We start from the raw sequence: 26,760 nt of genomic DNA on the forward strand, positions 1-26,760 counted from the left end.
TTGGTTGTCATAACATAATGTTTTAGTGACGACATAAATAGGCTAAGCCTTGCGCTTAGCCTATCTTCACTGAACATCGTTATATCATCATTAATCGACAACATAGCGCAGTATTTTAAAGGCTACTTTAACTGCCTACCACCATCTACCGCATAACTTCTGCCAGTGACATATTGGCTAGCAAGCAGATAATCCACAAGCTCGATAATCTCACTATTACCCGCCTCTTTTGGCAATATCGCTTTGGCTAATGCTTTGGCTTTATATGCCTCATCATCACCTTCGTTAAACAAAATCATTGCCGGCGCAATAGAGTTCACTTTTACTGCTGGGGCTAATTTGGCAGCAAAAGATAAGGTCATATTGTGCAGCGCCGCTTTACTGGCCGCATAAGCAATGTGTTTCTGACTGCCCTTTTCAGCAACGTAATCTGTAATGTGGATAATGTTACTGCTACCGACACTTTCGCCTGCTGAGGCAGTTAACATGTCTGCTAAGGCAAGGTTTATTTGATAAGGCGCGCTGACATGAATGTTCATCATTCTGGTCATGATATCGGCAGAGGTGATGTCAGCACTGGTTTTATCGTTATGCCAATCAGATGCGTTATGAATAATGCAATCTAATCCTTGATGCTGCGCCTTAATTCGAGTCAGCATGTCATCGATTTCAGCGGGTTGGCATAAGTCGCATTGATATAAATCAGCCCCTAGTTCTAACAACTCATCGATTGATGGATAGTGACTTCTGAAAGTGCCAATCACATTAATATCTTGGGCAATAAAGTGCATTGCCAATGCATAGCCAATTCGTTTGCCGACACCGGTAATCAGTATGGTTTGTTTCATTTGGGATCTCTTATTCTTGTGTTAATCCAAATCTGCTTTATGGATATTAAAAAATAAACTCGAAAAAACAAAGGCCATTAGCACTGACTAATGGCCTAATCATCATTGATGACTTTTTATAGACTTATCTTTTGTAGCTTTTGTAGCTTTTGTAAACTCAGCTTTTGTAAACTTAGTTTGTAGAATCAATTTTAAGTTATAAAAGACAAGTTAGCTTATTTAACCCTTAGAGAAAAACTCTGCCCGTGAAGCTGGATTATTTTTAAAGCATCCACCCAGAGCTGACGTTTTAGTGTGGGATTGAGTATCCATAATCCCACGAGACTTAACGCAGTAATGGGTAGCATTAATGCTTATCGCTACATCATCGGTTTCAAGTAAGGTTTGTAGCGCTACCAGCACTTGCTGTGTCAGGCGCTCTTGTACTTGAGGACGTTGGGCAAAAAATCGCACCAGTCGATTGATTTTGGATAAGCCGATAATTTTCTTTTTCGGCAAATATGCTACATCAGCTACACCATCGATGGTAATAAAGTGGTGCTCACAAGTACTCACGACACTGATATCACTGACCTTAACCATTTCCTCAACGCCCATCTTGTTGTCTATTTGGGTCACTTTAGGAAATTGATGATAATCAAGCCCTGAGAAAATCTCATTAACGTACATTTTTGCAATCCGATGCGGCGTTTCGCATAAGCTGTCATCAGTTAAGTCCAACCCGAGAGTTGAAACAACTTCAGTCATTAAGCCTTGGATACGTTCAATTTTTTGCTCATTAGTCATGTCATTTTCAACTAATGGCGTTTCAAGACCTCGCTCAATTAATACTTGCTGCACTTTGCGTGCTTCTTCTGAAATCATGTGTTTTCCTTATGACAACCCGTGCCAAATAAAAACCACACCGTTACGTGAAAGCTTGCTAGGCGATCGCTTATTTGCGCTGCTCTAAAGACAGTGAAACAGAGTCGGCAAAACGTAAAGCATGAGGTTTATCAATCGTTACTCGTGACATGGTAATAGATGGGTGTTCACTACAAATAGCCAGTACATCTGCTACTAGCTTTTCGAGCAATAAGAAACGCCCTTCTTCAACATGTTGAATAACTTTTTTAGTGATAACTTTATAGTTTAGTGCATCAGCAACATCGTCGGTTTCAAATGACTTGTCGGCTGGATATTGGATCTCAATATTGATCACAACATCTTGCTGTTTTTCACGTTCGTCTGGGTTAAAACCAATAAAGGTACGTAAACGAAGATTTGTTACTTTAATCATTGCTTGGCTAATAGACATAGTGAGCCTCTTGTAAATACATAAACGTGATACGTGAGAATGAGCAAGTTAGATCACATAAAAAAGAGCCAACTTTCTAAAGTTGACTAGGGCCTGCTGAACTTTTCTGGTTAAGTTTCGTTCGAAATAAAAGCGTTTTAATCGAGGCGGATGAATTGATGCCTAGTCATCTAAGCACCTTTTATTCACAAAGATAAATCCAACAAAGAGTAAACGCTTTTAGTCGAACCCTTCGGGCAGCGTTTGTTGGTCATTTTTACTGCGTTATCGACTTTTTATGTAGAATAACTACACCACAAAGTCTCTGCCTTGCGCCCTTGATACATAGCATGGCCAACAACTCGCTGCAAAAACAACCTTGAAAGATCAACAGCCCCTAATAGTTATAGCGATAAATCGCTAGTTTTGCTAACTAAAACTCTTTGTAGTTTCTATACTTAACTTTAAATATGATCAGATAGAACACTGGCACAATGATCAATGTCAGAATGGTTGCCACACCTAAACCGAACATTACCACGGCAGCCAACGACTCAAAGAAGGCATCGGTTAATAGCGGTAACACCCCTAAAATAGTCGTAATTGCCGCCATACATACTGGCCTTACACGGCTGACTGTGGAGTTAAATACTGCCTCAAAAGTTTCAATCCCATTATTAATATCGGTATTGATTTGATCCAGTAATACAATGCCATTTTTAAGTAGCATGCCCGATAAACTCAGCATCCCTAACAGCGCCATAAAGCTAAATGGTTTATCTAAAATCAATAAACCTGAGGTAATACCAATAATCGCAAGCGGTACACAAGCCCAGATAACTAACGGCTTTCTAACAGAGTTAAATAGGAACACCGTAATTAAGAACATGAACAAGAACCCTAATGGCAGCGTCGCAAATAATGACTCCTGCGCATCACTTGAAGATTCATACTCACCGCCCCATTGCAGCTCATAACCCACAGGCAGCTCCAATGCTTCAACTTTCGGCTTAATGGTTTTAAATAGCTCCGCAGGTAAAATGTCATATTCAAAGTCAGTATCAGCAAATACCGTTAAGGTACGCTTACGATCCCGGCGTTGAATAATCGGATCTTCAAACTTCACTTCAAAACCATCGACGACTTGCTGCAGCGGTACAAACGCGCTCAGTGCTGGGCTCCAGATGCGGATGCTTTCCATTGACTCGATATCAATACGTTCATCTTCTGGTAGCCTACCGATAATAGGCAGCAGTGTTGTTCCTTCTCGATAAACACCAATTTGCATGCCAGTAAACGAGAACTTCAATGCCTCATCAACTTCACTTTTTACAATACCTAAACGACGCGCTTGGGTTTCGTTAAAGCGTGGTGCAATGTATTTCACTCGCTCACGCCAGTCATGACGTACATTGACTGTGGCGGGGGTGGCATTAAAGATTTCCATCACTTGTGCGGCAATACTACGCAATACATCTGGGTCGGCGCCACTAATGCGCGCTTCTATTTTCGCATCCGTTGATGGACCAATTTCAAGACGCTTGAATTTAAGCTGCGCTTGAGGGTAATCCGTTTCAACATCCTTTCTGAACTTAACCATTACATCGGTTAAGGTTTCAAAGTCTGTCGTACGAATAGAAATTTGCGCATAAGATGCGTAATTTTTTTCAGGTGAGTACGTCAGCAAAAAGCGCGGGAAACCTTTACCTATGGTCGAGGCGACAAATTCCACATTATCAAGCTCAACTGCGATGCTCTCCATGCCTTCGACAACCGTTTGGGTTTCACGTATATCCGTGCCTTCAGGCATCCAAACATCAACTAAGAATATCGGAGTCGTTGAAGGTGGAAAGAAGGATTGTTTAACGTATGCAAAACCATAGATAGAGATACAAAACGCAATCACTACTGAAATAACACTGACCCAGCGAAAACGCATACATAGATCGAGCAGCATTTTATAAAACACAAAAAATGCGCCGCCATAAGGATCTTTTAACTCACCTTCTACTTTCTCACCCTCTGCGCCAAAAAATAGCTGCGCAAAGAAAGGCGTAATCGTAATTGCGGTAATCCAAGATAAGAATAACGAGAACAACAATACCCAGAATAGCGAACCGGCAAATTCACCTGTCGAGTCAGGCGATAAGCCAATAGGGGCGAATGCGGTAATCGCAATCACTGTTGCGCCTAAAAGTGGCCACATGGTTTGCTTTACAATAGCTTGAGCTGCTTCTAGTGTTGTTTGCCCTCGTTGCCTGCCAATGAGGATTCCCTCAACAATCACAATGGCATTATCCACCAGCATCCCCAGTGCAATAATAAGCGCACCTAATGAGATCCGCTGCAGCTCAATTTCGGCTTGTAGCATCAACATAAAGGTGCCTAGGCAGGTTAAAAATAAGATTAACCCAATTAAGATACCGGACTTGAAGCCCATAAATACCAGTAACACCCCGACCACAATCACCACTGCGGCAATCAGATTCCATACAAAGCTGCCTACTGAAGCGTCCACTTCGTTTGGTTGGTTGTACATGGTTTCAATGACCATCCCAGCTGGGCGGACACTTTCAATGCTCGCCAGTTTGGCATCAATCGCTTTACCAACTTCAACTACATTCACCCCAGTTGAAAATGAAATACCGATATTAATGGCATCGTGTTGATCAAATTTAAGTAGATTGGTTGGAATGTTTTGAAAGCCACGAGAAACCGTTGCGACATCTTTCAAATAGATAAGCTTGTTGCCCTGAGTGCCAGGAATAATTAATTCTTCAAGCTCGCTGACGGACTTAAACCCGCCACTAGTGCGGATTTTTAAGTTGTCGGCTGACACTCTGATATTACCCGCATCAGACACCATATTTTGCGAGTTAAGCAAATTTTGGATTAATGAAGGGTCAATGTTAGAACTAGCTGCTTTGTTCAGTGACATCTCAACAAAGACTTGCTCTTGCTGATTACCTGCAAGGGAAACTTTACCCACACCTGGGACTAACTCAAGTTCACGTTTTACATAATCAACATAATCGAGAATATCGCGGTAGCTATAGTCTGCTCCGCTGACCATCAACATGATGCCGTATACATCACCAAAGTCATCATTAACGATCGGTGTTTGAACCCCTGGCGGTAAACTGGCTGACATGTCGTTCACTTTACGACGTAATTCGTCCCATATCTGCGGTAGCTCTTCTGGGCCATAGATGTTTTTCATGGTCACGGTGATTTGTGACATACCAGAAGTACTTAATGAGCGAATGTAATCCACATATGGCAAGGCTTGAATCGCCTTTTCAATGGGATATGTCACTTCTTCTTCAACTTCTGTTGAAGTCGCCCCCGGATACAGCGTTACCACAACGGCATCTTTAATCGTAAATGGTGGATCTTCTAACTGACCAAGACCGGTGAATGCCATTAAACCGCCAATCAATAAGATTAAGGTAAACATCCAACTGATAACGGTATTTTTAACAAAGTAACCTGCAATATTCATAAGACACATTCCTTTGTTTTCGCTGTTAGTAAGTCACTATTGTGGCCATAAGAGCCCATTAATATTCCCATCATTTAGGCTCCTTCTATCAGCTTTACACGCTGACCTTTCACTAACCTTGCGGCGCCAGTCGTAATAATCGTCAATCCATCTTCAAGGCCACTGGTGACTTCAATATCATTGCCGACAATCACCCCTAGCGTCACTGAGCGATATTCAATTGATTTATCACTTAGGTTATAAAGCCAGACACCACTTGCTTGGGTATTGATATCGCTACCGTCTTGCATGACCACGGCTTCAATGGGCACTAGATACTCTCGATTATAGGTGTATGTCATATCACTTAAGTTGACTTCGACTTTGGCAGGCATACCTTCCAATACTTTGTACTTAGGGTCTAAATCGACCGCGATGGTGGCAATGTAAGTCGATGTTAGTGGGTCTTTTTCGGTATTAACTTCAAGTAAACGCCCTTCAAATGTCGTATTAGGAAACGCTTCAAAGCTCACTTTAAGTCGTGCCTGCTGCTTTCTGTCCTCTTCCTTTTTAGACACTGCAATCAGTACGTCAGGGATTTGCACATCGACTTCGATTCGCTCAACCTTTTGCATGCTCAATACCGACACTCCCGGTTGAACATTTTCAAAAGATTCCAAAAATACATCACTGACAATGCCTGAAAATGGTGCTCTAAGTTCGGTATACTGCAAATAGAGTTCAGCTTGTTTCTCTTCCGCTTTAGCCACCAAATACTGTGCATTCATTTGATCATACTCAGATTGTGCCATCAGCTTACTATCAACCAGCTGTTTGCCTCGCTGGGCTTGCTTATAGCTGACTTCTTTTCGGGCTTGTCGGTCACTCAATGCGATTGTAAAATCACGTTTTTCTAGCACTGCAAGCAGCTCGCCTTTTTCAACCACTTTGCCTTTGGTTGCAGGAATTCGCTCAATTCGTCCTTCGACTCGAAATGACAGGTTAGTTAAATCCTGCGCTCTTGCAACGCCATTAAACTCCCTGATCACTTCATTATTAGCACGGGGTAAAGTGTAAGTTTTTACTAAAGTTTCAGTTGGCTCTATGGTCACTTTCGGCGTACATGCTGTTATAGCAATAAGGCTTACTAATACCGCTAAGGTGTTTCTCACTTTATGACTCACCCGTTTATGAGAAGAAAATTTCTTATGAGTAGAAAATATCTTATGAGGAAAAAGTGTCTTCATCTTATAATCCTCGCTCTTTAATCCATTTAACCGCAGACTGACCATCCTTGAGCTCGCTTGCTCCAGCAACCACTAACCAATCACCATCATTTAAACCTGTCATTAATCGAGTGCCTTGTAATGTCACAGCCACTTTTTTTATCCGTTTCTCTTCAGGTAACCAAACAAATACGAAAGTATCTTGGTTTTCTTTAACCATTGCACCAGCAGGAATTTTGGGGTGAGCATCGGCCGTTCTCGCGGGTAGTTTAACTTTCACCTGCGCTGACATCCCGGGAAGTACATTAAGTTCATCTGGCATAGGTAAAGTAAGAATGATGGTGTAACTGCTGGTCGTTGGATCTGCAACCGTGTTTAGCTCTTTGAGTTTTGCCGCATACCAGTGATCGCGACTATCAAATTTCACTTCGATATTATTGATATCTTGTAAGCTCTTATCTGATTTTTGTAGAAATCCAATAAACTGTTCGGGTAACTGAAAGCTAATATCTGCTGCGGACTCAGTGCGGATCCCCATCACCTCTTCTTGCATTTGCACAAACTCAAACTCACGCTTCATCCGCTTAGAAATCACCCCTTGATAGGGTGCGATTAAATTAGTGTACGTCACGTCAGCTTTAGCTTTATCCAACGCTGCTTGGGCAATAGTGTAATCACTCTTTGCTTGGTCATAATCATTACGAGATACAACACCTTGCTCAACCAAGGACTCATTACGCTCAAAAAGTACTTTAGCCAATTCAAACTGCGCTTGGGCGACGGCTAATTGCTGCTGGTATATATCACTATCCAGTGTCGCCAAAATATCACCCGCTTTGACAGGATCACCGGGTCTCACCAATATTTGGGCTATTTCACCTGACACACGAAAAGATAAAGCCGCTTTTTCAGATGCTTTAACTTCTCCTGGTAAAAAGCGCTCACGGTATTCTGTGCCGATATCGACTTGTTCCACTTTGACAGGTCTTGGAATGCTAGAAACACTAGTGGCTTCATCGCTGCTTGCAGCGGCGGCGGAAAAAGTAAAAAGACAGGAGAACGTCGTGGAGGTTATGAGTAAAAAAGAAGCAAACTGGTTGAGTTTCTTCATATTTTGTTCCATCAAAAAGTGAGCAATTAACTCGATAGTAACACTCAATACCTTGGCATTAAAGGTGCGCTGATACTCATAAGAGATCTATTGTGTGACATTGAGCGTACCCATAATGACTATTAATAAATCTGAAAGAGGTCTCACAATGGAATTAAGAATTTTTTACGATAGCGCGTGCCCATTGTGCAGTAATGAAATGGAGCAACTTAAAAAGTATGACCGCTTGCATAAAATTGAACTGGCGGATCTAAATCAGCAGGGTTTTGAGCAAAAGTATCCTCATATTGATTTAAGTGTGGCTAATAAGATATTACATGCTGAAACCAACACGGGTGAAATCCTTACAGGCTTAGATGTGACAGCTAAAGCGTGGGCATTAACCGGCAAGCACAAATGGATACAGTTACTCAGGTTGCCTTGTGTCAAGCCTTTTGCAGATATCGCTTATCGAGGTTTTGCTAAAAATCGCTATAAAATTTCTTACTTATTAACAGGTCAACAGCGCTGTGAAACAGGTAGCTGCAACTTAAAATGAATCAATCAAATTACTTGAATCAATCGAGCAACTTGAATCCATCGAGTAACTTGAATACATCGAGTAACTTGAATACATCGAGTAAGCAGACTCAATCGATTAATAAAGCAACCTAGGTGGTGTCAATGCTCAACAGCACTCAATCAGCCATCATCATTGGCGCATCATCAGGTATTGCAAGCGCCATTGTTGATCAATTAATTGCAAATAATGACATCGAACAAATCATTACTGTCAGTCAAAGTACACAATACCAAGCTACTGTGACTGATGCGATTAAGAATAAGGTTAATCTGCAGCATATGGTTTCAGATTATACAGCTGAAAGCATAGCAAAAATTTGCGATTCCTTAGCCCCAATCAAAGGCCATATCGTTAACGTGTTTATCTGTAATGGTAGGTTACACAATCAAGTTGATAAGCAAGCCAACGGCAGCTCTACTGCTGAGGTTCAATCCCTGACAAGTTCAAAAGACACAACATCGTGCCCATTACTTGCGCCAGAAAAGCGCTTAGAAGAGATTAATCCAGAATCGATGCAGGCACTATTCCATTCAAACACCATAGTGCCGATGATGTGGCTACAACAACTTACTACATTGCTTAAAGGTAAACAGCCTTGCATCATAACGGTATTAAGCGCCAGAGTGGGCAGTATCAGTGATAATAATTTAGGTGGCTGGTATAGCTATCGTGCATCGAAAGCGGCATTAAATATGCTAATCAAAACCACTGCAATTGAATATGGCCGCAGAGCTAACAACGTCAAACTGATTGCGTTTCATCCCGGTACCACAGACACTGATTTATCAAAACCATTTCAACACAACGTACCCGAAGGAAAGCTGTTCACAACTGAATTTGTCGCACAACAATTACTGACGATTCATCAAGGGTTATCATTCAATCATGAAGCGGAATTTCTAGACTGGCAAGGTAAAACAATACCTTGGTAAACAATACTTTGATAAACGGTACCTTGATAAACGGTACCTTGGTAAACAATACCTTGATAAACAATACCTTGATAAACAATACCTTGATAAACAATACCTTGATAAACAGTAGCTTGATAAACAGTACCTTGGTAAACAATACCTTGATAAACAATACCTTGATAAACAGTAGCTTGATAAACAGTAGCTTGATAAACAGTAGCTTGATAAACAGTAACTTGATAAACAGTAGCTTGATAAACAGTAGCTTGATAAACAGTAGCTTGGTAAACAGTAGCTTGATAAACAGTAGCTTGATAAACGGTACCTTGGTAAACAATACCTTGATAAACGGTAGCTTGGTAAACAATACCTTGATAAACAGTAGCTTGGTAAACGGTACCTTGATAAAACTCTGTGACGCCAAGAGCATGATGGTACTTTTGCTAAGAATTCAATGATCAAACAGGCACAAAAAAGCGAAGCATTACGCTTCGCTTTTTTAGTCAATAAGCGAAATGCTTATTTAACGAATTCAACACCTAGGTTGATATCGCCTTTTAGTGTATCAAGCATTGCATCACGTGCATTGGCTTCAAACGCGCTAACTTCGCCGTATGGAAGAACTTTTTCAACGCCGTTTTTGCCTAGCACTACAGGCTGTGCGAAGAATTCAGCATGTTCACTGCCGCCATCTACGTATGCACACTCAACAACGTTTGCTTCACCTTGAAGACCACGTACTAATGATAGACCGAAACGACATGCCGCTTGACCCATTGAAAGTGTCGCACTACCGCCACCCGCTTTAGCTTCAACAACTTCAGTACCCGCATTCTGGATACGTGTAGTAAGTGCTGCAACTTCTTCATCAGTAAAGCTTACGCCTTCAACCTGTGAAAGAAGTGGAAGAATAGTCACACCACTGTGGCCGCCAATAACGTTAATGTTTACATCAGCAACGTTTAGACCTTTAAGGTCAGCAATGAAAGTTTCAGAACGGATAACATCCAGTGTAGTAACACCGAATAAACGATTTTTATCGTAAACACCTGCTTTTTTAAGTACTTCAGCAGCAATTGCAACCGTAGTGTTCACTGGGTTAGTGATCACACCGATTAATGCTTTAGGGCAAGTCGCTGCCACTTTTTCAATCAAGTTACGAACGATACCCGCGTTGATGTTGAAAAGATCTGAACGATCCATACCTGGCTTACGTGCAACACCAGCAGAGATTAACACAACATCAGCGCCAACTAATGCAGGCGTTGGATCTTCGCCAGCAAAACCAGTTACTTCAACGTCTGTTGGGATGTGGCTTAAATCGACAGCAACACCTGGAGTAACAGGAGCAATGTCATAAAGAGACAACTTTGAGCCTGCAGGAAGTTGAGTTTTTAATAGTAAAGCTAGGGCCTGGCCAATACCGCCAGCAGCACCAAGTACAGCTACTTTCATAATTATCTCCAATAACGTTCTAGTGTATGACTTCTAAATGTATGATTCGCAGTTTGTGACATAGATCATATTTCTTGTGGCGTCACATTACTGCATCAGCGAGACAATTTCAATTATCCGTTAGTGGAGTAAGGTGAATTACTTATTCTATGATATGTATATAAATAATCACTGATTTAGCCATTCACACTGTAAAGTGAATTTTTATTCACCGATTTAGCTTATTTCTTGACTTGTGACGTTTATCTATTCAAAATGAACCCGTTTTGTGAATATATTGTATTCATTTTAATTATTACTATAAGACGAAAAAAATATGCCAGCGACCAAGAATCAGGATGAACTCGTTAGAACGTTTAAGTCGATACTAAAGGAAGAGCGCTTTGGTAGCCAAAGTGAGATAGTTAACGCGCTGCAAGCAGAAGGTTTTGGCAATATCAACCAGTCAAAAGTTTCACGTATGCTGAGCAAATTTGGGGCCGTACGTACTCGAAATGCTAAACAAGAAATGGTGTACTGTTTACCTGCAGAATTAGGTGTTCCTACCGCAGGTAGCCCAGTAAAAAACCTCGTCCTCGACGTTGACCATAACCAAGCAATGATTGTGGTTCGCACCAGCCCTGGCGCTGCACAGTTGATCGCTCGCTTATTGGACTCAATAGGTAAGCCTGAGGGGATTTTAGGAACGATTGCTGGAGATGACACTATTTTCATTTGTCCAGCTAGCATCAAGACTATTGACGATACACTGGAAACGGTTAAGTCACTGTTTAATTACAGCGAGTAATTAAACGATATCGGCGAACTAACCGATGTAAGACAGGAAGTCAGCCAATAAAAAAGCAATGCCATCGCATTGCTTTTTTTGTGTCTGATAGTTAACAACTAAACAGGTTAGTCATTAGCAAACTGAGCTAAGAAATCTAATGAAGGGGCGAAAAAAGATGAGCCCGTTAATGCTTTAGTGAATTGCATTAAATGATCATGGTTACCATGGCCATCACCGTGCACCATACTGCGAAGCATTTCTTCAAAATGAGTTGGCTTGCTACAGGTCGAGATAAACATTAACCCTTGCTCTCTTAATGAGCCAAACGGCATGCTTTGACGTAGGATTTCCATTGACTTACCATCAGCGTCTTTTAAGTTAACGCGTTTAATATGGCTGGTTAATGGCTTATCTTCAGAAGCATATTCAATATCATCTTGCTTTGTTCGGCCGATAATATCTTCTTGTTTCTTCTGTGGTAGGCGATTCCACTTACTTAAATTATGAGCATATTTTTGCACATGCACATAACTGCCGCCTTTAAATTGATTATCTTCATCAGCGACTAGCGCAACTTCTTGGCGACTACGCCCTTTCGGGTTTTCAGTGCCGTCAACAAAGCCTGTTAAATCACGGCTATCCATGAAACGGAAACCACGTTCTTCTTCAATTAGCTCAACCAAACCTTCAAACATTTGGCTAATTTCATTGGCAACTAAATGCAAAATATCATAACGATCACAGCGGATATGCATGAATAAATCGTACTCAATGGCAGGAGCATCACGATTCCCCTCTTGCATCGCTGGGAATGGACGCAATTGAGCTGGACGCTGTTCACCATAAATAGTGTCCCAATAGTTAGCACCAATAGCGACAAAACCATTAAAGGCACTGTCTGCATATTGATCTGATAACTCGTAAATATATTGGGCTACATTGGCTAAACAAGGACGCAGTTGAGCTTCAACGCCGTCATTTGCATTAAACATCAAGTAGACGCTATGCAAATTTCCTTCAGCACAAACTCCTAACTGTTCGCGAGGCATATTCTGTGTTTCCATGTTGGAATCAACCACCTTTGACAATAATAAGATGCTAATATTGTAAGGTAGTTGAGCAATTTATTCCTTATGCTCTATACGATAATTAACCAATTTAGACTTAGGTCACTAAAATATCACTAAAGGGTGTGCCGATATGGATAAATTCACTTTCTGACCAAGCTTCAATGCAGTTAATTGACTTCTCACTTCGAGCGTTTGTAACCCTACTTTAACCCAATAATGACAAATTGTACCCAGAAAACGCCTTTCGACAATTTCACCATGCCCTTGAGATGCTGGTTGTAAATCAATTTGTTGCGGTCGTAGTAGTAATTCACCTTGGCTATTAAGCGCGAGGTTTAACGTTTTAGTACTCTCAATTAACCCTAAAACCGAAGAGACCTGTGTTGGGCTTTTAACCGTAACAGTTAAATAGTTGCCCTCGCCTAAAAACTCAGCCACATAACGCTCAATAGGTTCAGCATATAGCTCTTCAGCTAACCCATGCTGAACAATGCCGCCTTCTTTAAATAAAGCTAACTTATCAGCAAATACAAATGCTTCATCTTTACTGTGAGTAACAAATACTGCGCTAACGTTACGCTGCTTAAGGATTTGCCTAATTTCTAACATCATTTCGCTACGTACTTGCGAATCAATATTTGAAAAAGGCTCATCGAGTAATAGCAGTTCAGGCTGATAAGCCAGCGCGCGGGCAATCGACACTCGTTGCTGCTGGCCACCCGATAATTCATGAGGGTATCGCTTACCTAACCCTTCAAGTTTAACCAGTTGCAACATATCTTCTAGGCGTTCACTGCGTTCTTTTGCAGTTAAGTCTTTTACTCCAAAAAGGATATTGTCGCTCACGGTTAAGTGGGGGAATAACGCATAGTCTTGAAATATCATTCCAATGCCGCGATTTTCACTCGGGACAAACACACCATCAGCACTTAGCGACTGACCATTGATAGCAATACTGCCTTCACTAATGGCTTGCAGTCCGGCAATCGCGCGAAGCAATGTCGTTTTACCGCAACCACTTGGGCCCAAAAGAGCCACGATTTCACCTTGCTCTAAAGTCAGATTTAATCCTTTGAGAATCACCTGTCCTTGGTAGTCACTTTTTACATTTTGAATGGTCAATGTGGACATATCAGCTCTCTTGCTCCAATGAACGGTTTAGGTAAATCAACGGGATAAGCCCAACAATTACAATCACAATAGCAGCTAAAGCACCATGTTCGAGTTGCTCATCTGAAACGAATTGAAAAACATGGGTCGCAAGGTTTTCAAATCCAATAGGACGTAGTAATAATGCCGCAGGGAGTTCTTTCATGCTTTCGATAAAGACCAGTAACGCGCCAGCAAATATACCTTTACGCAGTAAAGGTAAGTGCACGCGCCATAATAACTGTCGTGGCTTTTGCCCCATGGTAATACTGGCCATATCTAATGAAGGCGATATGCGTTTATAGCTGTTTTCAATACTCCCGATTGAAATCGCCACAAAGCGAACACAGAAAGCAAAAATCAACGCAAACACACTGCCGGTAAATAGCAGTCCTGGTCCACGGGCATCAAAATAGTCATAAACATCATTAATCGCGAAATCAAGATAGGTTAATGGCACTAACACACCGATAGCTAATACGGTGCCAGGGATCGCGTAACCTGTGCTACTTAACCGAGAAGGTAAAATGTCACTTTTACGCGGGCTCACTCGCCTAATAAACATCATCAGTAAGGCTAAAACAACGCAGATAAAGCTCACAACAGCGGCAATGTATAAGCTATTAAAACTGTATTGCCAAAAACGACTGTTCCAGCTTTCATCGAAATAGTCGATGGCATAACCCGCAAGCACCATAAATGGCAGTAAAAAAGCCAACACAATAAGTAAACTGCAATAGCCAAAAGACACCCAAGCTTTAACGCCTTTAAGGTGATAGCGATCAGACTCAGTTAACCTTGATTGTTTTTGGAATAACTCTTGTTTACGACGGGCAAAACGCTCAAAACCCACCATAGCGAATATGACCAATAGCATGATTGCTGATAATTTTGCTGCCGCTGAAAGGCTGCCATACCCTAGCCAAGTATCGTATACAGCAGTGGTAAGTGTTGGCACAGCAAAGTAGCTTACAGTGGCAAAATCAGCAGCCGTTTCCATGGCAACTAATGCCATGCCAACGGCTAGCGCAGGCCTTGCCATCGGTAAACCTAATCGCCAGAAACTTTGCCAAGGACTACAGCCCATAATACGTGAGGCGTGCAATAAGCTCGAAGATTGCTCCATAAAAGCGGTGCGAGCCAGCAAATAGATATACGGGAATAACACCAATGACAGCATGATAGCTGCACCAGTTAAAGTACGAATATCAGGGAAATAGTAATCTTGAGGGGAGGTCCAGCCAAACACTTGCCTTAACATGCGCTGCACGGGGCCTGCATAGTCAAGCATGTCGGTATAAACATACGCAACAATATAAGCGGGCATTGCTAGGGGCAGTAATAATGCCCATTGAAAATATCGACGAGCAGGAAAGTCACACCTCGCCACTAACCAAGCAGCAGGAACAGCAATGACTAAAGAACCGAGACAAACCTGCAACATGAGCAACAGGCTGTTACTGATATAGGTTGGAAGTACGGTATCAATTAAATGACTAAAAACAGCTTCGTCAGGGAATGTTGCTTGTACTAAAAGTGCAAAAAGCGGCAATATTAATATTACCGCAATCGCATAACCAGCGAGCGACCAGCTTCTGGTTAAGCCTAAGATCATAAATACTTTCCAGTCAGTGCCGCATGATTATCATGCGGCGTAATAAAGCATCCTTACAGATCAAATTTTACTTCATCAAGTAGCTTCACTGCTGCTTGATGGTTTTCTGCTAGCTTAAAGATTGGAAGACTATCAGCTTTGAAGTCACCCCAAGAGGCTACCATTTCAGAAGGCTTCACATCCGCTTTAACCGGATACTCCATATTCACTTCTGCGTAAGATTTTTGAGCTACATCAGACGATAAAAACTCCATTAATTTTATCGCATTATCTTTGTTTGGTGCAAACTTAGCGAGTGCCATACCTGAAACATTGATGTGAGAACCACGGTTTTGCTGATTTGGGAAATTGATATATACCGCTTCAGCCCAGCTCTTTTGCTTAGGATCTGACATCATTTTACCGAAGTAGTAGCTGTTACCGATAGCAATATCACATAAACCTTCTTTCACCGCTTTAACTTGTGCTCGGTCATTTCCTTGTGGCTTACGCGCTAAATTGGCTTTAACACCTTCAAGCCAAGTTTTAGTTTCAGCTTCGCCGTGATGAGCGATCATTGATGCAACTAATGCGATGTTATAAGGGTGTTTGAAGCTACGCGTACAAATTTTCCCTCTGTACTCTTCAGAGGCTAAATCTTCATAACTTAGATCAAGCTTACCGACACGGTCTTTAGAAGAATAAACATTACGAACACGCATAGTCAGCGCATACCAGTCATTTTCTGGTGAGCGATATTGCTCAGGAATATTGTTGTTAAGCGTGTCACTGTTAACATCAACAACTAAGTCTTTTTCGACCAATTCCATAAGGCGCGAAAAATCAGAGGTGAGTACAACGTCAGCAGGAGAAAGACGACCTTCACGAGCAATACGCTCTGCAATACCATCTTTAGCGAATACGACATTGACGTTAATGCCTGTATCCTGGGTGAATTTTTCTAAAATCGGCTCAACAAGAAAAGCTTGTCGGTATGAATAAACAGTAAGATCTTCAGCTGCTGTAGCAGTCATTGATCCCATTGATGACACAGTAGCTAAACCTAACAATGCTAGACTTTTAAACGACTTCATTCCAAATTCTCCTTGGCGTTGCATAACTCACTTCACCTTGTCACAAATATATATGTAACAAAATAGTGAGTGATTGCTTATGGAAATGATAATAATTATCAGTTGCGAAAGGATAATAGATCGCTGCTAAAGGAGCAAGTGTTGTTTATGAATCCATCTTTGAATACCAAGGGAATTTATGTATTTATAAGCAATAAATCATATCCCAAGAGCTGCATAAATTAGATGTCATACAGCTTGTTCAAGGCAGATTACCAATATTTTTCAACGGTGATTTGGCCAGGGGCTCGACGTAAGTTCTTCACTAAACCTTTTTCAATTAATGCTGTTTGCGCATCGGTAATCATTCCAGGATTGCCACAAATCATCACCTGAGAATTATCTTGATTAAGCGCAACTCCAGCTGTCTGTTCAAGAATACCGCTTTGTAATCCATCAGGAATTCGACATGACAAACCACCGCTATATGCTTCGCGGGTGACTAACGGAATAAATATGAATTGGGTTGGGTATTTAGCTTTTAATGCTTCTAACTGTGGTAAATAGGCTAAGTCTTCAATCAAGCGAACACCATACACTAGCGCCACTTTATCAAATCGCTGCCAAGGTTCTGCTGTTTCCATCATAGAAATAAATGGCCCAACAGCTGTACCTGTCGCTAAAAACCATAGATGCGGCCCTTGTAAGGCGCCGGTGGGAATTTCATCTAAAGTCATAAAGCCAGCCGCCTTGGTGCTCACTTCAATTGTGTCACCAATACTCAGTGCTTGAAGATCTGGGGAAAGCTGTCCGTCTTCTACAGCAACAGCCAACACTTCGATATAGTCTTTCCCTGGTGGGTTGACCACTGAATAGGCACGCGCAATACGTTTCTCATCACGAATTTGACTCAGTTTGATAAACTGTCCTGCAATAAATGGTTCTACATCTGCTTTGATGCGTAGCGAGAATAACTTCTCATTCCATTCAATACGTTCAATGACGGTACCCGTTGTCCACATAAGCTATTCCTTGAATCTTAGATGAAGAAATCGATTGTATTCATTCAACTTGCGGCGGTGCTGTATTTTGTTTAAAGGTTTCAAGCCCTGCCTGAATTAAACTATAGGTTTGTTCGACCCCTGCTGCAATGTCACCTTCAAGTACTTTCAAACCCGATAATATCTCGGTTGCCTCTTTAAAGCCTTGATCGATAGCACCAGAAATTTTGTCCATAAAAGTATCTAATTGTTCAGAAAACTCCATTTGGCTATTCTGCTGCTGGTGCACCGAAAAGAAATTGGTCGCAAAACTGACTATACGCTCTGCCGTCGCTTCTGGCGAATAATCAACATCGGTTTCTGCTGCTTTTTGTATCGCGTTTTCACCCATTGTAGGTTCAAGCTCAATATTTATCGCATCAATTGCAGCGCGATATAGCAATGCCATCGATTGATCGCCCGCTGCAATACTGACCTTTTCTTGTGCCGCTAAAATACTGCTATTTTTCAACTCGCGGCTTATTTCACTCACTGAAGGTTTTTTTATTTCAGTAGTCTCAGTTATTGGCTTTGAATTCAATTTGTCCGCCGCCTGTTCAGGCGGTGATTGACGATTCGATTTAGCATTCATTTGCGTCGGATTATATAACTCCATCACCAGCTCCAATTAACGATTAATTACATTTCAGGTTAGCTTATTTTATCGGCAACATAATTAAAAACTTAAGCTTTTAGCTTTAATCGGTAAACCATTTTCACGAAGAAAACTGAGCCACGAATATCTGAAGATGAAAATGAGGCTAGAACAATGGGTTAGCTTCATCCATAATCAATTAAGTCAAAAAGTAAACAATATTACGAATAGCATTCAGCTTAAACGATGCTAAGTTTTGTCACGGTTATCCATTGAACATTTTTAAGGAACAAAAATGCAACCACATTGGTTTATTGTCGGATTAGAGATATTTACTGGGTTATTTTTAGCCTGTATTGCTTTCGGTGTTATCGCGGTTATTTATATGTATATCGTCGATAAAGTACAAACCAAGCAGGCGATTCGACATAACTACCCCGTAATTGGCCGCTTTCGATATTTATTCGAGAAACAGGGTGAGTTTTTTAGACAATATTTCTTTGCTCAAGATCGTGAAGAGCTGCCATTTAACCGTGCAGAGCGCAGCTGGATATATCGTGCTGCTAAAAATATTGATCGCACCATTTCATTCGGTTCAACCCAAACACATGACAAGACTGGAACTGTGATGTTTTTGAATGCTGCATTTCCCAAGTATGACTCAGATGAACATACAGACAATATTCTTACCATTGGCGCTGAATGTAAGAGCCCTTACCAAACATCCACAATTTGTCATATTTCGGCCATGAGTTTTGGTGCTTTATCACGTCCCGCAGTGACGGCACTGTCCCATGGCGCAGCGCAAGCAGGTTGCTGGCTCAATACTGGAGAAGGTGGATTAAGTGAACATCACTTAAAGGGTCATTGTGATTTAGTGTTTCAAATTGGCACAGCCAAATACGGTGTTCGAGATGAAAACGGCAAACTGGATGACAAAAAGCTAACTGCTATAGCAGCCCACGATAATGTAAAAATGTTTGAAATAAAATTAAGCCAAGGTGCTAAACCGGGCAAAGGCGGTATTTTACCAGGGGTAAAAGTTACCAAAGAAATTGCTGACATTCGAGGTATACCTGTAGGACAAGACTCTATTAGCCCAAATGGCCATGCAGAGTTTACTAGTGTCGCCGATATCATTGATATGATATGCCACGTTCGCAATGTAACCGGTAAGCCTACTGGTATTAAAGCGGTATTAGGTGACGAGCAATGGCTCAATGATTTATGTGCTGAAATTAACCGCCGTGGAATAGAGCATGCACCTGACTTTTTCACCTTAGATAGTGCTGAAGGTGGTACTGGCGCGGCGCCACAAGCCTTAATGGATCATGTTGGTTTGCCCATAAAAGAAAGCTTACCGATAGTGATTAATTTATTTAGACAGAAAGGCTTAAAGCAACGGATAAAAGTCATTGCCAGTGGCAAGATGGTACTGCCTTCTCAGGTGGCATGGGCATTAGCAACAGGCGCCGACTTTATCGCTTCAGCGAGGGGTAATATGTTTGCACTCGGTTGCATACAAGCATTGCAATGTAATAAGGATACCTGCCCTACTGGGATCACCACTCATAATAAACACCTGCAACAAGGGTTAGATCCCCATAATAAATCAGCAAGAGTGGCTAACTATAATCGCTCTTTGCATCATGATTTAAAAATTATTGCCCACTCTTGTGGGGTCAGTGAGCCTAGGCAGTTAACTCGCCAGCATGCAAGAATAGTTACAGAAAGTGGCATTTCTATCTCCCTAGATAAGTTTTATCAACAGTATTAGTTTTATTAAAAGACATAAAATGATGCTTTAGCAAAAACTACTAGACTTATTGCTAATATATTGACAACGAATATCTTTGGACTATTGTTAATTTAGGTGTAAAATTGTGATGTAGAGCACATTCCTAGGGGCTTATTTTTGAAATCAGAAAACTCAATAATGACGGCTAACAGAACGAATAAAGCAATTTCGTTAACTTGTAGCAACTGCGAAAAGCTATCTGAAATTGAAGGCGAGAAAATCTGTTTCGAACAAGGACAAATCACCAGGTTAACGGAAGATGCTAACCCAAATTCAATGATTAAGATGGTCTGTCATAGCTGGTCTAAAAACAGATAGTTTAAAACAGATAGTTTCAAAACAGATAGTCTAAAAAATAGTCTTTTAAGCTAATTAGAGACAATTTCAGCAATAAAAAAGCAATCCTAAGGATTGCTTTTTTTATGTGAATTTCATTTTTACGTCTTTAAATAAGCCCGTTTGCTCATGAGGCTTATCGACAGAAGTTTATACCAAAATATCTGCCGCGCTATCATCCGCTTTCAATAAACTATCTTCGCTATCGTTATCATTTATTTTTGCGAGTGTTAGTCCACGGGTAGTCACAATCAAACCTGCGCATAATTCATCATAGACAGACTGCAATTCATCTTGATTCATTTCTCGCTTTTCCAGCGTCGCCATAATCGCAAACCAATCCGTGGTCACTTTATGTTGTGTACCCTCTAAGGCTGCTATTAAAGAAATGTTTTGCACTAACGACCTCCATTTTTAGGCTTAATTACCTGATAATTTCCTATTTACCTAAACGATCTCAATCCTTTCCAGGCAATTAAAGCTAATTATACACAAAAACTGCACTATCAAAGAGAGAAAACGTCTACAAGCTGCACATCAAAGTGTGATTGTTTGCTCATTTTGAATTCGCCACAGTTTTGCATAGACGCCATTTTGTAGTAAAAGTTGTTGATGGGTGCCTTGTTCTGCGATTTTCCCTTGGCTTAACACGACAATTTTATCAGCATCAATAATAGTAGATAGTCGGTGCGCAACAACTAAACTTGTATGGCCTTTTTCTGCGACTTTAAGCGCTGTTAAAATAGCCTGTTCAGACTTGCTGTCTAAGGATGAAGTCGCTTCATCAAACACTAGGATAGGAGCAGATTTTAAAATCGCGCGAGCAATAGAGACTCGTTGTTTTTCACCACCAGACAGCTTCAAACCTCGCTCACCCACTTTGGTTTGCCATTGATTTGGCAGCGACTCAATAAAGTCGCTCAAATTAGCTAATTTTACCGCTTCTTTTAATTCTTCATCACTCGCTGAAGGCCTACCATATAAAATATTATTATAAATCGTGTCGTTAAATAGCACGGTATCTTGCGGCACTATCGCAATCGATTGACGTAGTGCTTGCTGAGTCAGTTGTTTAATGTCTTTTCCATCAATCGTTACCGAGCCACTATCAACATCATAAAAACGAAATAACAGTTTAATTAATGTTGATTTACCCGCACCACTTTCACCGACTACCGCCACTTTTTGACCTGCAGGAACGGTAAAACTTACCTCATTGAGAATCGGTCTTTCATCATAATTAAAACAAATATTATTGAAACGCAGCTCGCCTTTTGTTGGCACCACTTCAGACGCACCTGCAGTATCTTGAATACTCGGGACTTTATCTAATAAACCAAACATACGTTCAATATTGGCTAATGCGCCGCGGATCTCTCGATAAACAAAACCTAAAAAGTTAAGTGGGATGAATAACTGCATCATAAAAGCGTTAATTAATACGAAATCACCCAAGGTCATATTGCCCGCGGTCACTTCAGACGCTGCAAGCCACATCATCGAGGTCATTGCCACTGCGATAATTAAGGCTTGTCCTGCATTTAATGCAAATAATGACAGCCTATTTTTACGTTTAGCGACTTCCCATTGATCTAACGCCGAATCATAACGTTCAGATTCATAGCGTTCATTATTAAAGTATTTAACCGTTTCATAATTCAATAAACTATCTACCGCACGAGTATTTGATAAAGAGTCTGCATTAGCGGCATCTCGAACAAAACCCGTTCGCCATTCTGTCGCCACAATGGAATAACCAATATAGGCCACTACAGCAATCAAGGTTATGAGCGCAAAACCAATACCATAATTGAAAAAGAAAATAATGATCACTAAAGTGATTTCTAATAACGTCGGCACGATATTGAACACCATAAAGCGCATTAGAAAGCTAATACCACTGGTGCCGCGCTCAATATCACGAGATAAGCCACCTGTTCTGCGATCTAAGTGAAAATCGAGATCCAGCCTGTGTAGGTGTTCGAATACAGCTAAACCCAAGCGTCGAATAGCACGTTCAGTCACGCGGCCAAAAAGCGTATCCCTTATTTCACCTATAATGACATTCAAAAATCGCACTGAGCCATAGGCAATAACAAGTGCGACTGGCACCGCAACAATTGCTGCAGTTTTCTGGCCATCTAAACTATCAACTAAGTCTTTTAAAATGAAAGGAAGCCCAACGCTGGCAAGTTTAGCAATCACCAGACACAACATAGCTAAAAATATACGCCCTTTAAATTCAAATAGGTAAGGCCATAATAATCTCACCACTTTCCAGTTTAGCTTGCCTACTGGTCCATCAAAATACGCTGACGGTCTCATTTACTTCCACCCATAAATACTTGCGCTTCAAAAATACATTGGCCTACATTCATCACATCAACAATAAGTTAACACTTTTTGCTTGAGGTAAGTTCTATTTAATATCAATAAACAGTGAGAATCCTTAGTGTTGTTCAACATGAATGTAAGCGTATTATATTGAAAAATTGACCACCGAATAATACTTTAAACTTACCAATGTTACGAATTGGTAGTATAAAAGGATATTTTATATAAAATATTTCATTAAATAAGCAATTATTCTCGTGTTTCTAGTTCAGCAACTAAAAAGAATTTGATACTCTTTAATGGATACTTTTTGGCGATTTATACTGGCCATTAACATTTTTTCCCAGTTCAAAGGAAGTAACATGTTAGACGCAGCAAAAGTTCAGCACCCACCATTACAATTAATACAAACATGGGTATGGATGATGATCGAATCAGGTAATCCTGAGCTTCAAGATAAAGGAAGAAACAATCTTATTTCGGCATTTGGAAGCCTAGCTAAAGCCAATGAGTATTTAGCAAACACCAACAAATAAATAAGGCGCTGAATAGCGCCTTATTTTTTGAGCTTTGATTTACTCAAGAGCTTGATCATGAGTGATTAATGGCACATTAACCGTTAACCACGTCTTTTGATGACGCTTTCGCTAAGTGTTGCCAGCAATTTCTCTGTATCACTCCAACCAATACAAGCATCTGTAATACTTTGGCCATAACAAAGCTCTTTGCCCACAACAAGATCTTGTCGGCCTTCTTCAATATTACTCTCAACCATCACACCAAAAATATTGTGATTACCAGAACCAATTTGTCCCGCAACATCTTCAGCAACGAGCATTTGCTTGTTAAAGTCTTTACTGCTGTTGGCGTGGCTAAAGTCGATCATGATATTGGTTGGTAGTTTCGCTTTTTCTAATTGGGCTTCAATTTCAGTGACGTGTGATTCGCTGTAATTTGGTGCTTTACCGCCGCGCAAAATGATGTGGCAATCAGGATTGCCTTTCGTTGATACAATCGCTGAGTGACCAAACTTTGTCACTGATAGAAAATGATGCGGTGCACTTGCTGCGCCAATCGCATCAATAGCGACTTTAATGGTGCCGTCGGTACCATTTTTAAAACCAACTGGGCTCGATAAGCCTGACGCGAGCTCGCGGTGAACTTGTGATTCAGTTGTACGTGCGCCAATAGCGCCCCAGCACATCATGTCAGCAACATATTGCGGTGTAATCATATCGAGGAATTCACCCGCAGTAGGAATACCAGACTCATTCAAATCAACCAGTAGTTTACGCGCAGTTCTCAAGCCATCATTAAGCTTAAAACTGTTATCCATATATGGATCGTTGATTAAGCCTTTCCAGCCTACTGTTGTACGCGGTTTTTCAAAATAAACACGCATTACGATTTCAAGTTGGTCTTTGTACTTGTCGCGAAGTGCAATTAAACGCTTACCATAGTCTAAAGCAGCAACAGGATCGTGAATAGAACATGGGCCAATAACCACAAGTAAACGATCATCTTGGCGATTCAGAATTCGGTGAATACCATCACGCGCATTAAACACGGTTGCTGATGCCGTTTCTGACGCCGGAAATCGCTCTAAAATAGCAATAGGAGGCAATAGTTCTTTTATCTCGTCAATTCTAACGTCATCATTTTGGTAATACATAGTTGATACAGCTCCAGCAAACAGATTATTTACGCCAAATTTAACAGTTGGCAGTAAAGCATAACGAACAGCTTTATAATTCAAACAGTACCATACAATAATTCACTCAATCTATGGTTTTATCTATTTTATGAGTATAAATCACTGTTAATAAATAACTTTAAATTTAACATTACAAAATATTCAATAAATTCATTTATTTCGGTTAACTCTGCCTGTAGCCGCACTTGTATTTCAGCCATAAGCACAGCGTATAAAAAACTATTTTCAGTGCTAACTGAAAATAGTTTTAATAACCGCGGCTGCTATGTATCAGCCAATAGCACTAATTAAGCGATGAAACTTAATAAGAATAATGCTTAATGCCGTAACATTGCTTGCAGTTTTCCTTTGTACCTATGCTGACTGGTCTCATCAAGGCTCAAGTCGATTGCTTTTTCCATATTTTTTTTCGCTCTTCTTTGGTCACCTGTCGCCCAATAAGCCCGCGATAACCCAAAATAGAACTCATGACGATAATCAGCTCTATCCACTGCACGCTTATACCAAACTAACGCCTCTTGATATTGCTTTTCAAAGTAAGCTTGTTGAGCCATATCGAAGTAATAAAATGGGTTGTTAATCCGTGCTATCTCGAGCACTTTATGTACTTGTTGCCATTCTTCTAATCTCTCTTGTTCCCCAAGAATAATGGCTAAGTTATATAGTGTGGTAATATTTTTAGGCTCTAACTGCAATACATGACGATAAGCTTTTTCGGCTAACTCATCCATGCCTTTATGACGATAAATCACGGCCAGCGTATTAATGCTATTAACATAATAGGGATCGAGTTCAATTGCTCTTTTAGCAAGCGCATAAGCTAAGTCATAGTCATTTTTCACTAAGGCTTCTGCAGCAACATTATTAAAATACATCCCAGCTAAGGTCTGTTTATTGATTTGCTTCACTCTGTAAGCTCTTATTGAACGTTCAGGTAAAAAGTCCACTAATATTTCAGAACCTCTCATGCTATATGTATTGGGCTGATCCACATGAAGTAACTTCATGTTGACGTGACCATTAACTAAATAAAAGCCCCCTCGCCTGTCCCATATTGGCTCGACATCTATATCTTGAAACTTAACAGGCACACCTAGTACATCAGCAATAGCAGTTGATAAAACCACTAGTGACATACAATTCCCAGCACGTTCCTCAGCCGTTATACTCGCCATTCTGGTGAAATGGTCACGATATTCGAACCCACCATTTTGCGCATCAATGTATTCAGCTAACCATTTATTAACAGGAACTTTAGTACCGGTAATACCACCTGAACGCGCATAGTCTCTTCTTATCTCTATTTTCAGTTTTTCAGGCAGTGCAAATATGGCATCAGTATCTGGAATCGTGACAGCCGTGAACTCACTATCATTGAATAAGGAACTGACATTAGGTGTTTTTTTAGTTGGGCTCGTGCTGCTACAGCCTGAGATTACGGAGAATATAAAACAGAAAACGATAAAATAAACACAATAAATCAGCAACCTAGTAGGTACTAAGATACCGCCATAAATAAATTTCTCTCTTTCATCTTTTTGTAACATTTTTATGCTCCAGCAAACGCCTTTATTAAGCATAGATGCAAGTACAAAAAATGAGACACTTAAACGTTACAAAACTTATCAAGCCATCAAGTATGGCGCATGACTTCCACGGTAAATTTAACTAAGACTTATGTGCTATGGCTATGAATATGACTATGACAATGAGCTGTAAGCTGTAAGCTGTAAGCTGTAAGCCATTCAAGTCACAACTGTATGTGATGTTAGCAGTGCAAGTGATATAAGCGATGCAATGAGTTAACACCGTTAGCGCTATTTTTAGGGCACTGTCAGTGATGCTCTGGTCAGTAATAGCGGAGTTTATCCAACTCCTCGCCAGTTATGTAATGAGGTAAAAATTCCGCTTTATTCAGAATATAATAAGAGGCTTTTTGAGCCTCGTGCTTAAGCTTTGTTGCTCGCTAAGGTTTTTGTGACGGCTTTCGTGGAACTTGCTGCGAGCTTGGCTCATCAATTTGAATATATAGTTCTTGGTCTTGATAAGAATAAGGACGATAAGCATTGCCTGAGCAGCTGAAATAGCGATATGGCACGGCAATTGGCAAACAACCAACCGGTAAGGCCTGTAAAATTTGGATCTGTTGCTGCATACGTAACATTTCTTGCCATTGATGATCTTGTTGTACTTGATCTCTAACGGCAAAAGCATCAAAAGGTTCAGAGGCTTTGCGCACCACGACTTTACCTGCATAAGCAGGTGAAACTGACACACTCAATAGCATAGCAGTGATACTCATCATGACGACCAGCTTCATTCGCGTGTTCATAATTCGTATGTTCATAGTGTGACCTTTTAAGGCTTATCTTATTTTCAGTATAACAAAAAAAGCAGAGCTAAATAGCTCTGCTT

24 protein-coding genes and 1 pseudogene are annotated in these 26,760 nt (G+C 40.7%); 7 read left to right on the plus strand and 18 right to left on the minus strand.

Going from position 1 to position 26,760, the window contains the following annotated elements; all coding sequences use genetic code 11:
• Positions 1–122 precede the first annotated feature (122 nt).
• The 3 genes from folM to folX all read right to left on the minus strand — a co-directional run bounded on the left by folM (position 123) and on the right by folX (position 2,139).
• Complete coding sequence (folM, locus tag AB4153_RS09890) at positions 123–848, minus strand: dihydromonapterin reductase (protein ID WP_371997259.1); 726 nt, start codon at positions 846–848, stop codon at positions 123–125.
• A gap of 219 nt (positions 849–1,067) precedes the next feature.
• On the minus strand, positions 1,068–1,712 hold the full coding sequence (folE, locus tag AB4153_RS09895) for a GTP cyclohydrolase I FolE (protein WP_102528267.1): 645 nt from the start codon (positions 1,710–1,712) through the stop codon (positions 1,068–1,070).
• Positions 1,713–1,782: 70 nt separating this feature from the next.
• Entirely contained in the window at positions 1,783–2,139 is a 357-nt protein-coding gene (folX, locus tag AB4153_RS09900; RefSeq protein WP_102528314.1) for a dihydroneopterin triphosphate 2'-epimerase, read from the minus strand.
• Positions 2,140–2,358: 219 nt separating this feature from the next.
• Between folX and AB4153_RS09905 the strand changes: the two are divergent.
• Positions 2,359–2,586 (plus strand): annotated as a pseudogene (locus tag AB4153_RS09905) (hypothetical protein); the annotation flags it as partial.
• On the opposite strand, the gene AB4153_RS09910 reads toward AB4153_RS09905, so the two are convergent.
• From AB4153_RS09910 to AB4153_RS09920, 3 genes are all read right to left on the minus strand, one after another.
• Positions 2,558–5,626 carry an efflux RND transporter permease subunit gene (locus AB4153_RS09910; RefSeq protein WP_371997261.1) on the minus strand — a complete coding sequence of 1,023 codons (3,069 nt, stop codon included), beginning with the start codon at positions 5,624–5,626 and terminating at the stop codon, positions 2,558–2,560. The pseudogene AB4153_RS09905 and the gene AB4153_RS09910 overlap by 29 nt on opposite strands.
• A 74-nt stretch (positions 5,627–5,700) precedes the next feature.
• The gene (locus AB4153_RS09915) at positions 5,701–6,852 is read right to left on the minus strand and encodes an efflux RND transporter periplasmic adaptor subunit (RefSeq protein WP_371997263.1); all 1,152 of its coding nucleotides are present in this window, start codon (positions 6,850–6,852) and stop codon (positions 5,701–5,703) included.
• A 1-nt stretch (position 6,853) separates the two neighbouring features.
• A complete protein-coding gene (locus tag AB4153_RS09920; protein WP_102528264.1) occupies positions 6,854–7,942 on the minus strand; it encodes an efflux RND transporter periplasmic adaptor subunit in 1,089 nt (362 codons plus the stop codon).
• 148 nt (positions 7,943–8,090) lie between these two features.
• Between AB4153_RS09920 and AB4153_RS09925 the strand changes: the two genes are divergently transcribed.
• The 3 genes from AB4153_RS09925 (at position 8,091) to AB4153_RS09935 (ending at position 9,876) form a co-directional block, all read left to right on the plus strand.
• The gene (locus AB4153_RS09925; RefSeq protein ID WP_102528263.1) at positions 8,091–8,480 is read left to right on the plus strand and encodes a thiol-disulfide oxidoreductase DCC family protein; all 390 of its coding nucleotides are present in this window, start codon (positions 8,091–8,093) and stop codon (positions 8,478–8,480) included.
• 125 nt (positions 8,481–8,605) lie between these two features.
• On the plus strand, positions 8,606–9,436 hold the full coding sequence (locus AB4153_RS09930; protein ID WP_371997265.1) for an SDR family NAD(P)-dependent oxidoreductase: 831 nt from the start codon (positions 8,606–8,608) through the stop codon (positions 9,434–9,436).
• Between the two features lie 158 nt (positions 9,437–9,594).
• Positions 9,595–9,876, plus strand: a complete 282-nt coding sequence (locus AB4153_RS09935) for a pentapeptide repeat-containing protein (RefSeq protein WP_371997310.1) — start codon at positions 9,595–9,597, stop codon at positions 9,874–9,876.
• A gap of 61 nt (positions 9,877–9,937) precedes the next feature.
• Here the strand turns inward: AB4153_RS09935 and mdh are convergent, their stop codons facing one another.
• Complete coding sequence (mdh, locus tag AB4153_RS09940) at positions 9,938–10,873, minus strand: malate dehydrogenase (RefSeq protein ID WP_229369177.1); 936 nt, start codon at positions 10,871–10,873, stop codon at positions 9,938–9,940.
• A gap of 316 nt (positions 10,874–11,189) precedes the next feature.
• On the opposite strand from mdh, the gene argR reads away from it, so the two are divergent.
• The gene (argR, locus tag AB4153_RS09945) at positions 11,190–11,660 is read left to right on the plus strand and encodes a transcriptional regulator ArgR (RefSeq protein ID WP_102528260.1); all 471 of its coding nucleotides are present in this window, start codon (positions 11,190–11,192) and stop codon (positions 11,658–11,660) included.
• A 107-nt stretch (positions 11,661–11,767) separates the two neighbouring features.
• Here the strand turns inward: argR and AB4153_RS09950 are convergent, their stop codons facing one another.
• From AB4153_RS09950 to AB4153_RS09975, 6 genes are all read right to left on the minus strand, one after another.
• The gene (locus tag AB4153_RS09950; protein ID WP_229369178.1) at positions 11,768–12,706 is read right to left on the minus strand and encodes a Dyp-type peroxidase; all 939 of its coding nucleotides are present in this window, start codon (positions 12,704–12,706) and stop codon (positions 11,768–11,770) included.
• Positions 12,707–12,814: 108 nt separating this feature from the next.
• On the minus strand, positions 12,815–13,843 hold the full coding sequence (locus AB4153_RS09955) for an ABC transporter ATP-binding protein (protein ID WP_248955510.1): 1,029 nt from the start codon (positions 13,841–13,843) through the stop codon (positions 12,815–12,817).
• A 1-nt stretch (position 13,844) separates the two neighbouring features.
• Positions 13,845–15,476 (minus strand): ABC transporter permease, encoded by a 1,632-nt coding sequence (locus tag AB4153_RS09960; RefSeq protein WP_371997268.1) that lies wholly within the window; start codon positions 15,474–15,476, stop codon positions 13,845–13,847.
• A gap of 53 nt (positions 15,477–15,529) precedes the next feature.
• Positions 15,530–16,549 (minus strand): Fe(3+) ABC transporter substrate-binding protein, encoded by a 1,020-nt coding sequence (locus AB4153_RS09965; protein ID WP_102528256.1) that lies wholly within the window; start codon positions 16,547–16,549, stop codon positions 15,530–15,532.
• Positions 16,550–16,800: 251 nt separating this feature from the next.
• The gene (locus AB4153_RS09970) at positions 16,801–17,550 is read right to left on the minus strand and encodes a ferredoxin--NADP reductase (protein WP_371997270.1); all 750 of its coding nucleotides are present in this window, start codon (positions 17,548–17,550) and stop codon (positions 16,801–16,803) included.
• 40 nt (positions 17,551–17,590) lie between these two features.
• Positions 17,591–18,184 carry a DUF5610 domain-containing protein gene (locus AB4153_RS09975; protein ID WP_229369181.1) on the minus strand — a complete coding sequence of 198 codons (594 nt, stop codon included), beginning with the start codon at positions 18,182–18,184 and terminating at the stop codon, positions 17,591–17,593.
• A gap of 274 nt (positions 18,185–18,458) precedes the next feature.
• Here AB4153_RS09975 and AB4153_RS09980 point away from each other — a divergent pair, with 274 nt between their 5' ends.
• On the plus strand, positions 18,459–19,940 hold the full coding sequence (locus tag AB4153_RS09980) for an FMN-binding glutamate synthase family protein (protein ID WP_371997271.1): 1,482 nt from the start codon (positions 18,459–18,461) through the stop codon (positions 19,938–19,940).
• 507 nt (positions 19,941–20,447) lie between these two features.
• Here the strand turns inward: AB4153_RS09980 and AB4153_RS09985 are convergent.
• Both AB4153_RS09985 and AB4153_RS09990 read right to left on the minus strand, forming a co-directional pair.
• Positions 20,448–20,696: a hypothetical protein gene (locus AB4153_RS09985; protein ID WP_102528251.1), complete on the minus strand. Its 249-nt coding sequence runs from the start codon at positions 20,694–20,696 to the stop codon at positions 20,448–20,450.
• 138 nt (positions 20,697–20,834) lie between these two features.
• Positions 20,835–22,622, minus strand: coding sequence for an ABC transporter ATP-binding protein/permease (locus AB4153_RS09990; protein ID WP_229369184.1), 1,788 nt, complete (start codon positions 22,620–22,622; stop codon positions 20,835–20,837).
• A gap of 371 nt (positions 22,623–22,993) precedes the next feature.
• On the opposite strand from AB4153_RS09990, the gene AB4153_RS09995 reads away from it, so the two are divergent.
• A complete protein-coding gene (locus AB4153_RS09995; protein WP_102528249.1) occupies positions 22,994–23,167 on the plus strand; it encodes a hypothetical protein in 174 nt (57 codons plus the stop codon).
• A gap of 83 nt (positions 23,168–23,250) precedes the next feature.
• Here the strand turns inward: AB4153_RS09995 and aroG are convergent, their stop codons facing one another.
• The 3 genes from aroG to AB4153_RS10010 all read right to left on the minus strand — a co-directional run bounded on the left by aroG (position 23,251) and on the right by AB4153_RS10010 (position 26,692).
• Positions 23,251–24,303, minus strand: coding sequence for a 3-deoxy-7-phosphoheptulonate synthase AroG (gene aroG / locus AB4153_RS10000; protein WP_102528313.1), 1,053 nt, complete (start codon positions 24,301–24,303; stop codon positions 23,251–23,253).
• A 359-nt stretch (positions 24,304–24,662) separates the two neighbouring features.
• On the minus strand, positions 24,663–25,892 hold the full coding sequence (locus tag AB4153_RS10005; protein WP_303515319.1) for a tetratricopeptide repeat protein: 1,230 nt from the start codon (positions 25,890–25,892) through the stop codon (positions 24,663–24,665).
• 419 nt (positions 25,893–26,311) lie between these two features.
• Entirely contained in the window at positions 26,312–26,692 is a 381-nt protein-coding gene (locus AB4153_RS10010) for a hypothetical protein (protein WP_241906419.1), read from the minus strand.
• Between the last annotated feature and the right edge of the window lie 68 nt (positions 26,693–26,760).

Origin of the sequence: Shewanella sp. 10N.286.52.E4 (genome assembly GCF_041468785.1) — a bacterium.
GTDB lineage: Bacteria > Pseudomonadota > Gammaproteobacteria > Enterobacterales > Shewanellaceae > Shewanella > Shewanella electrodiphila.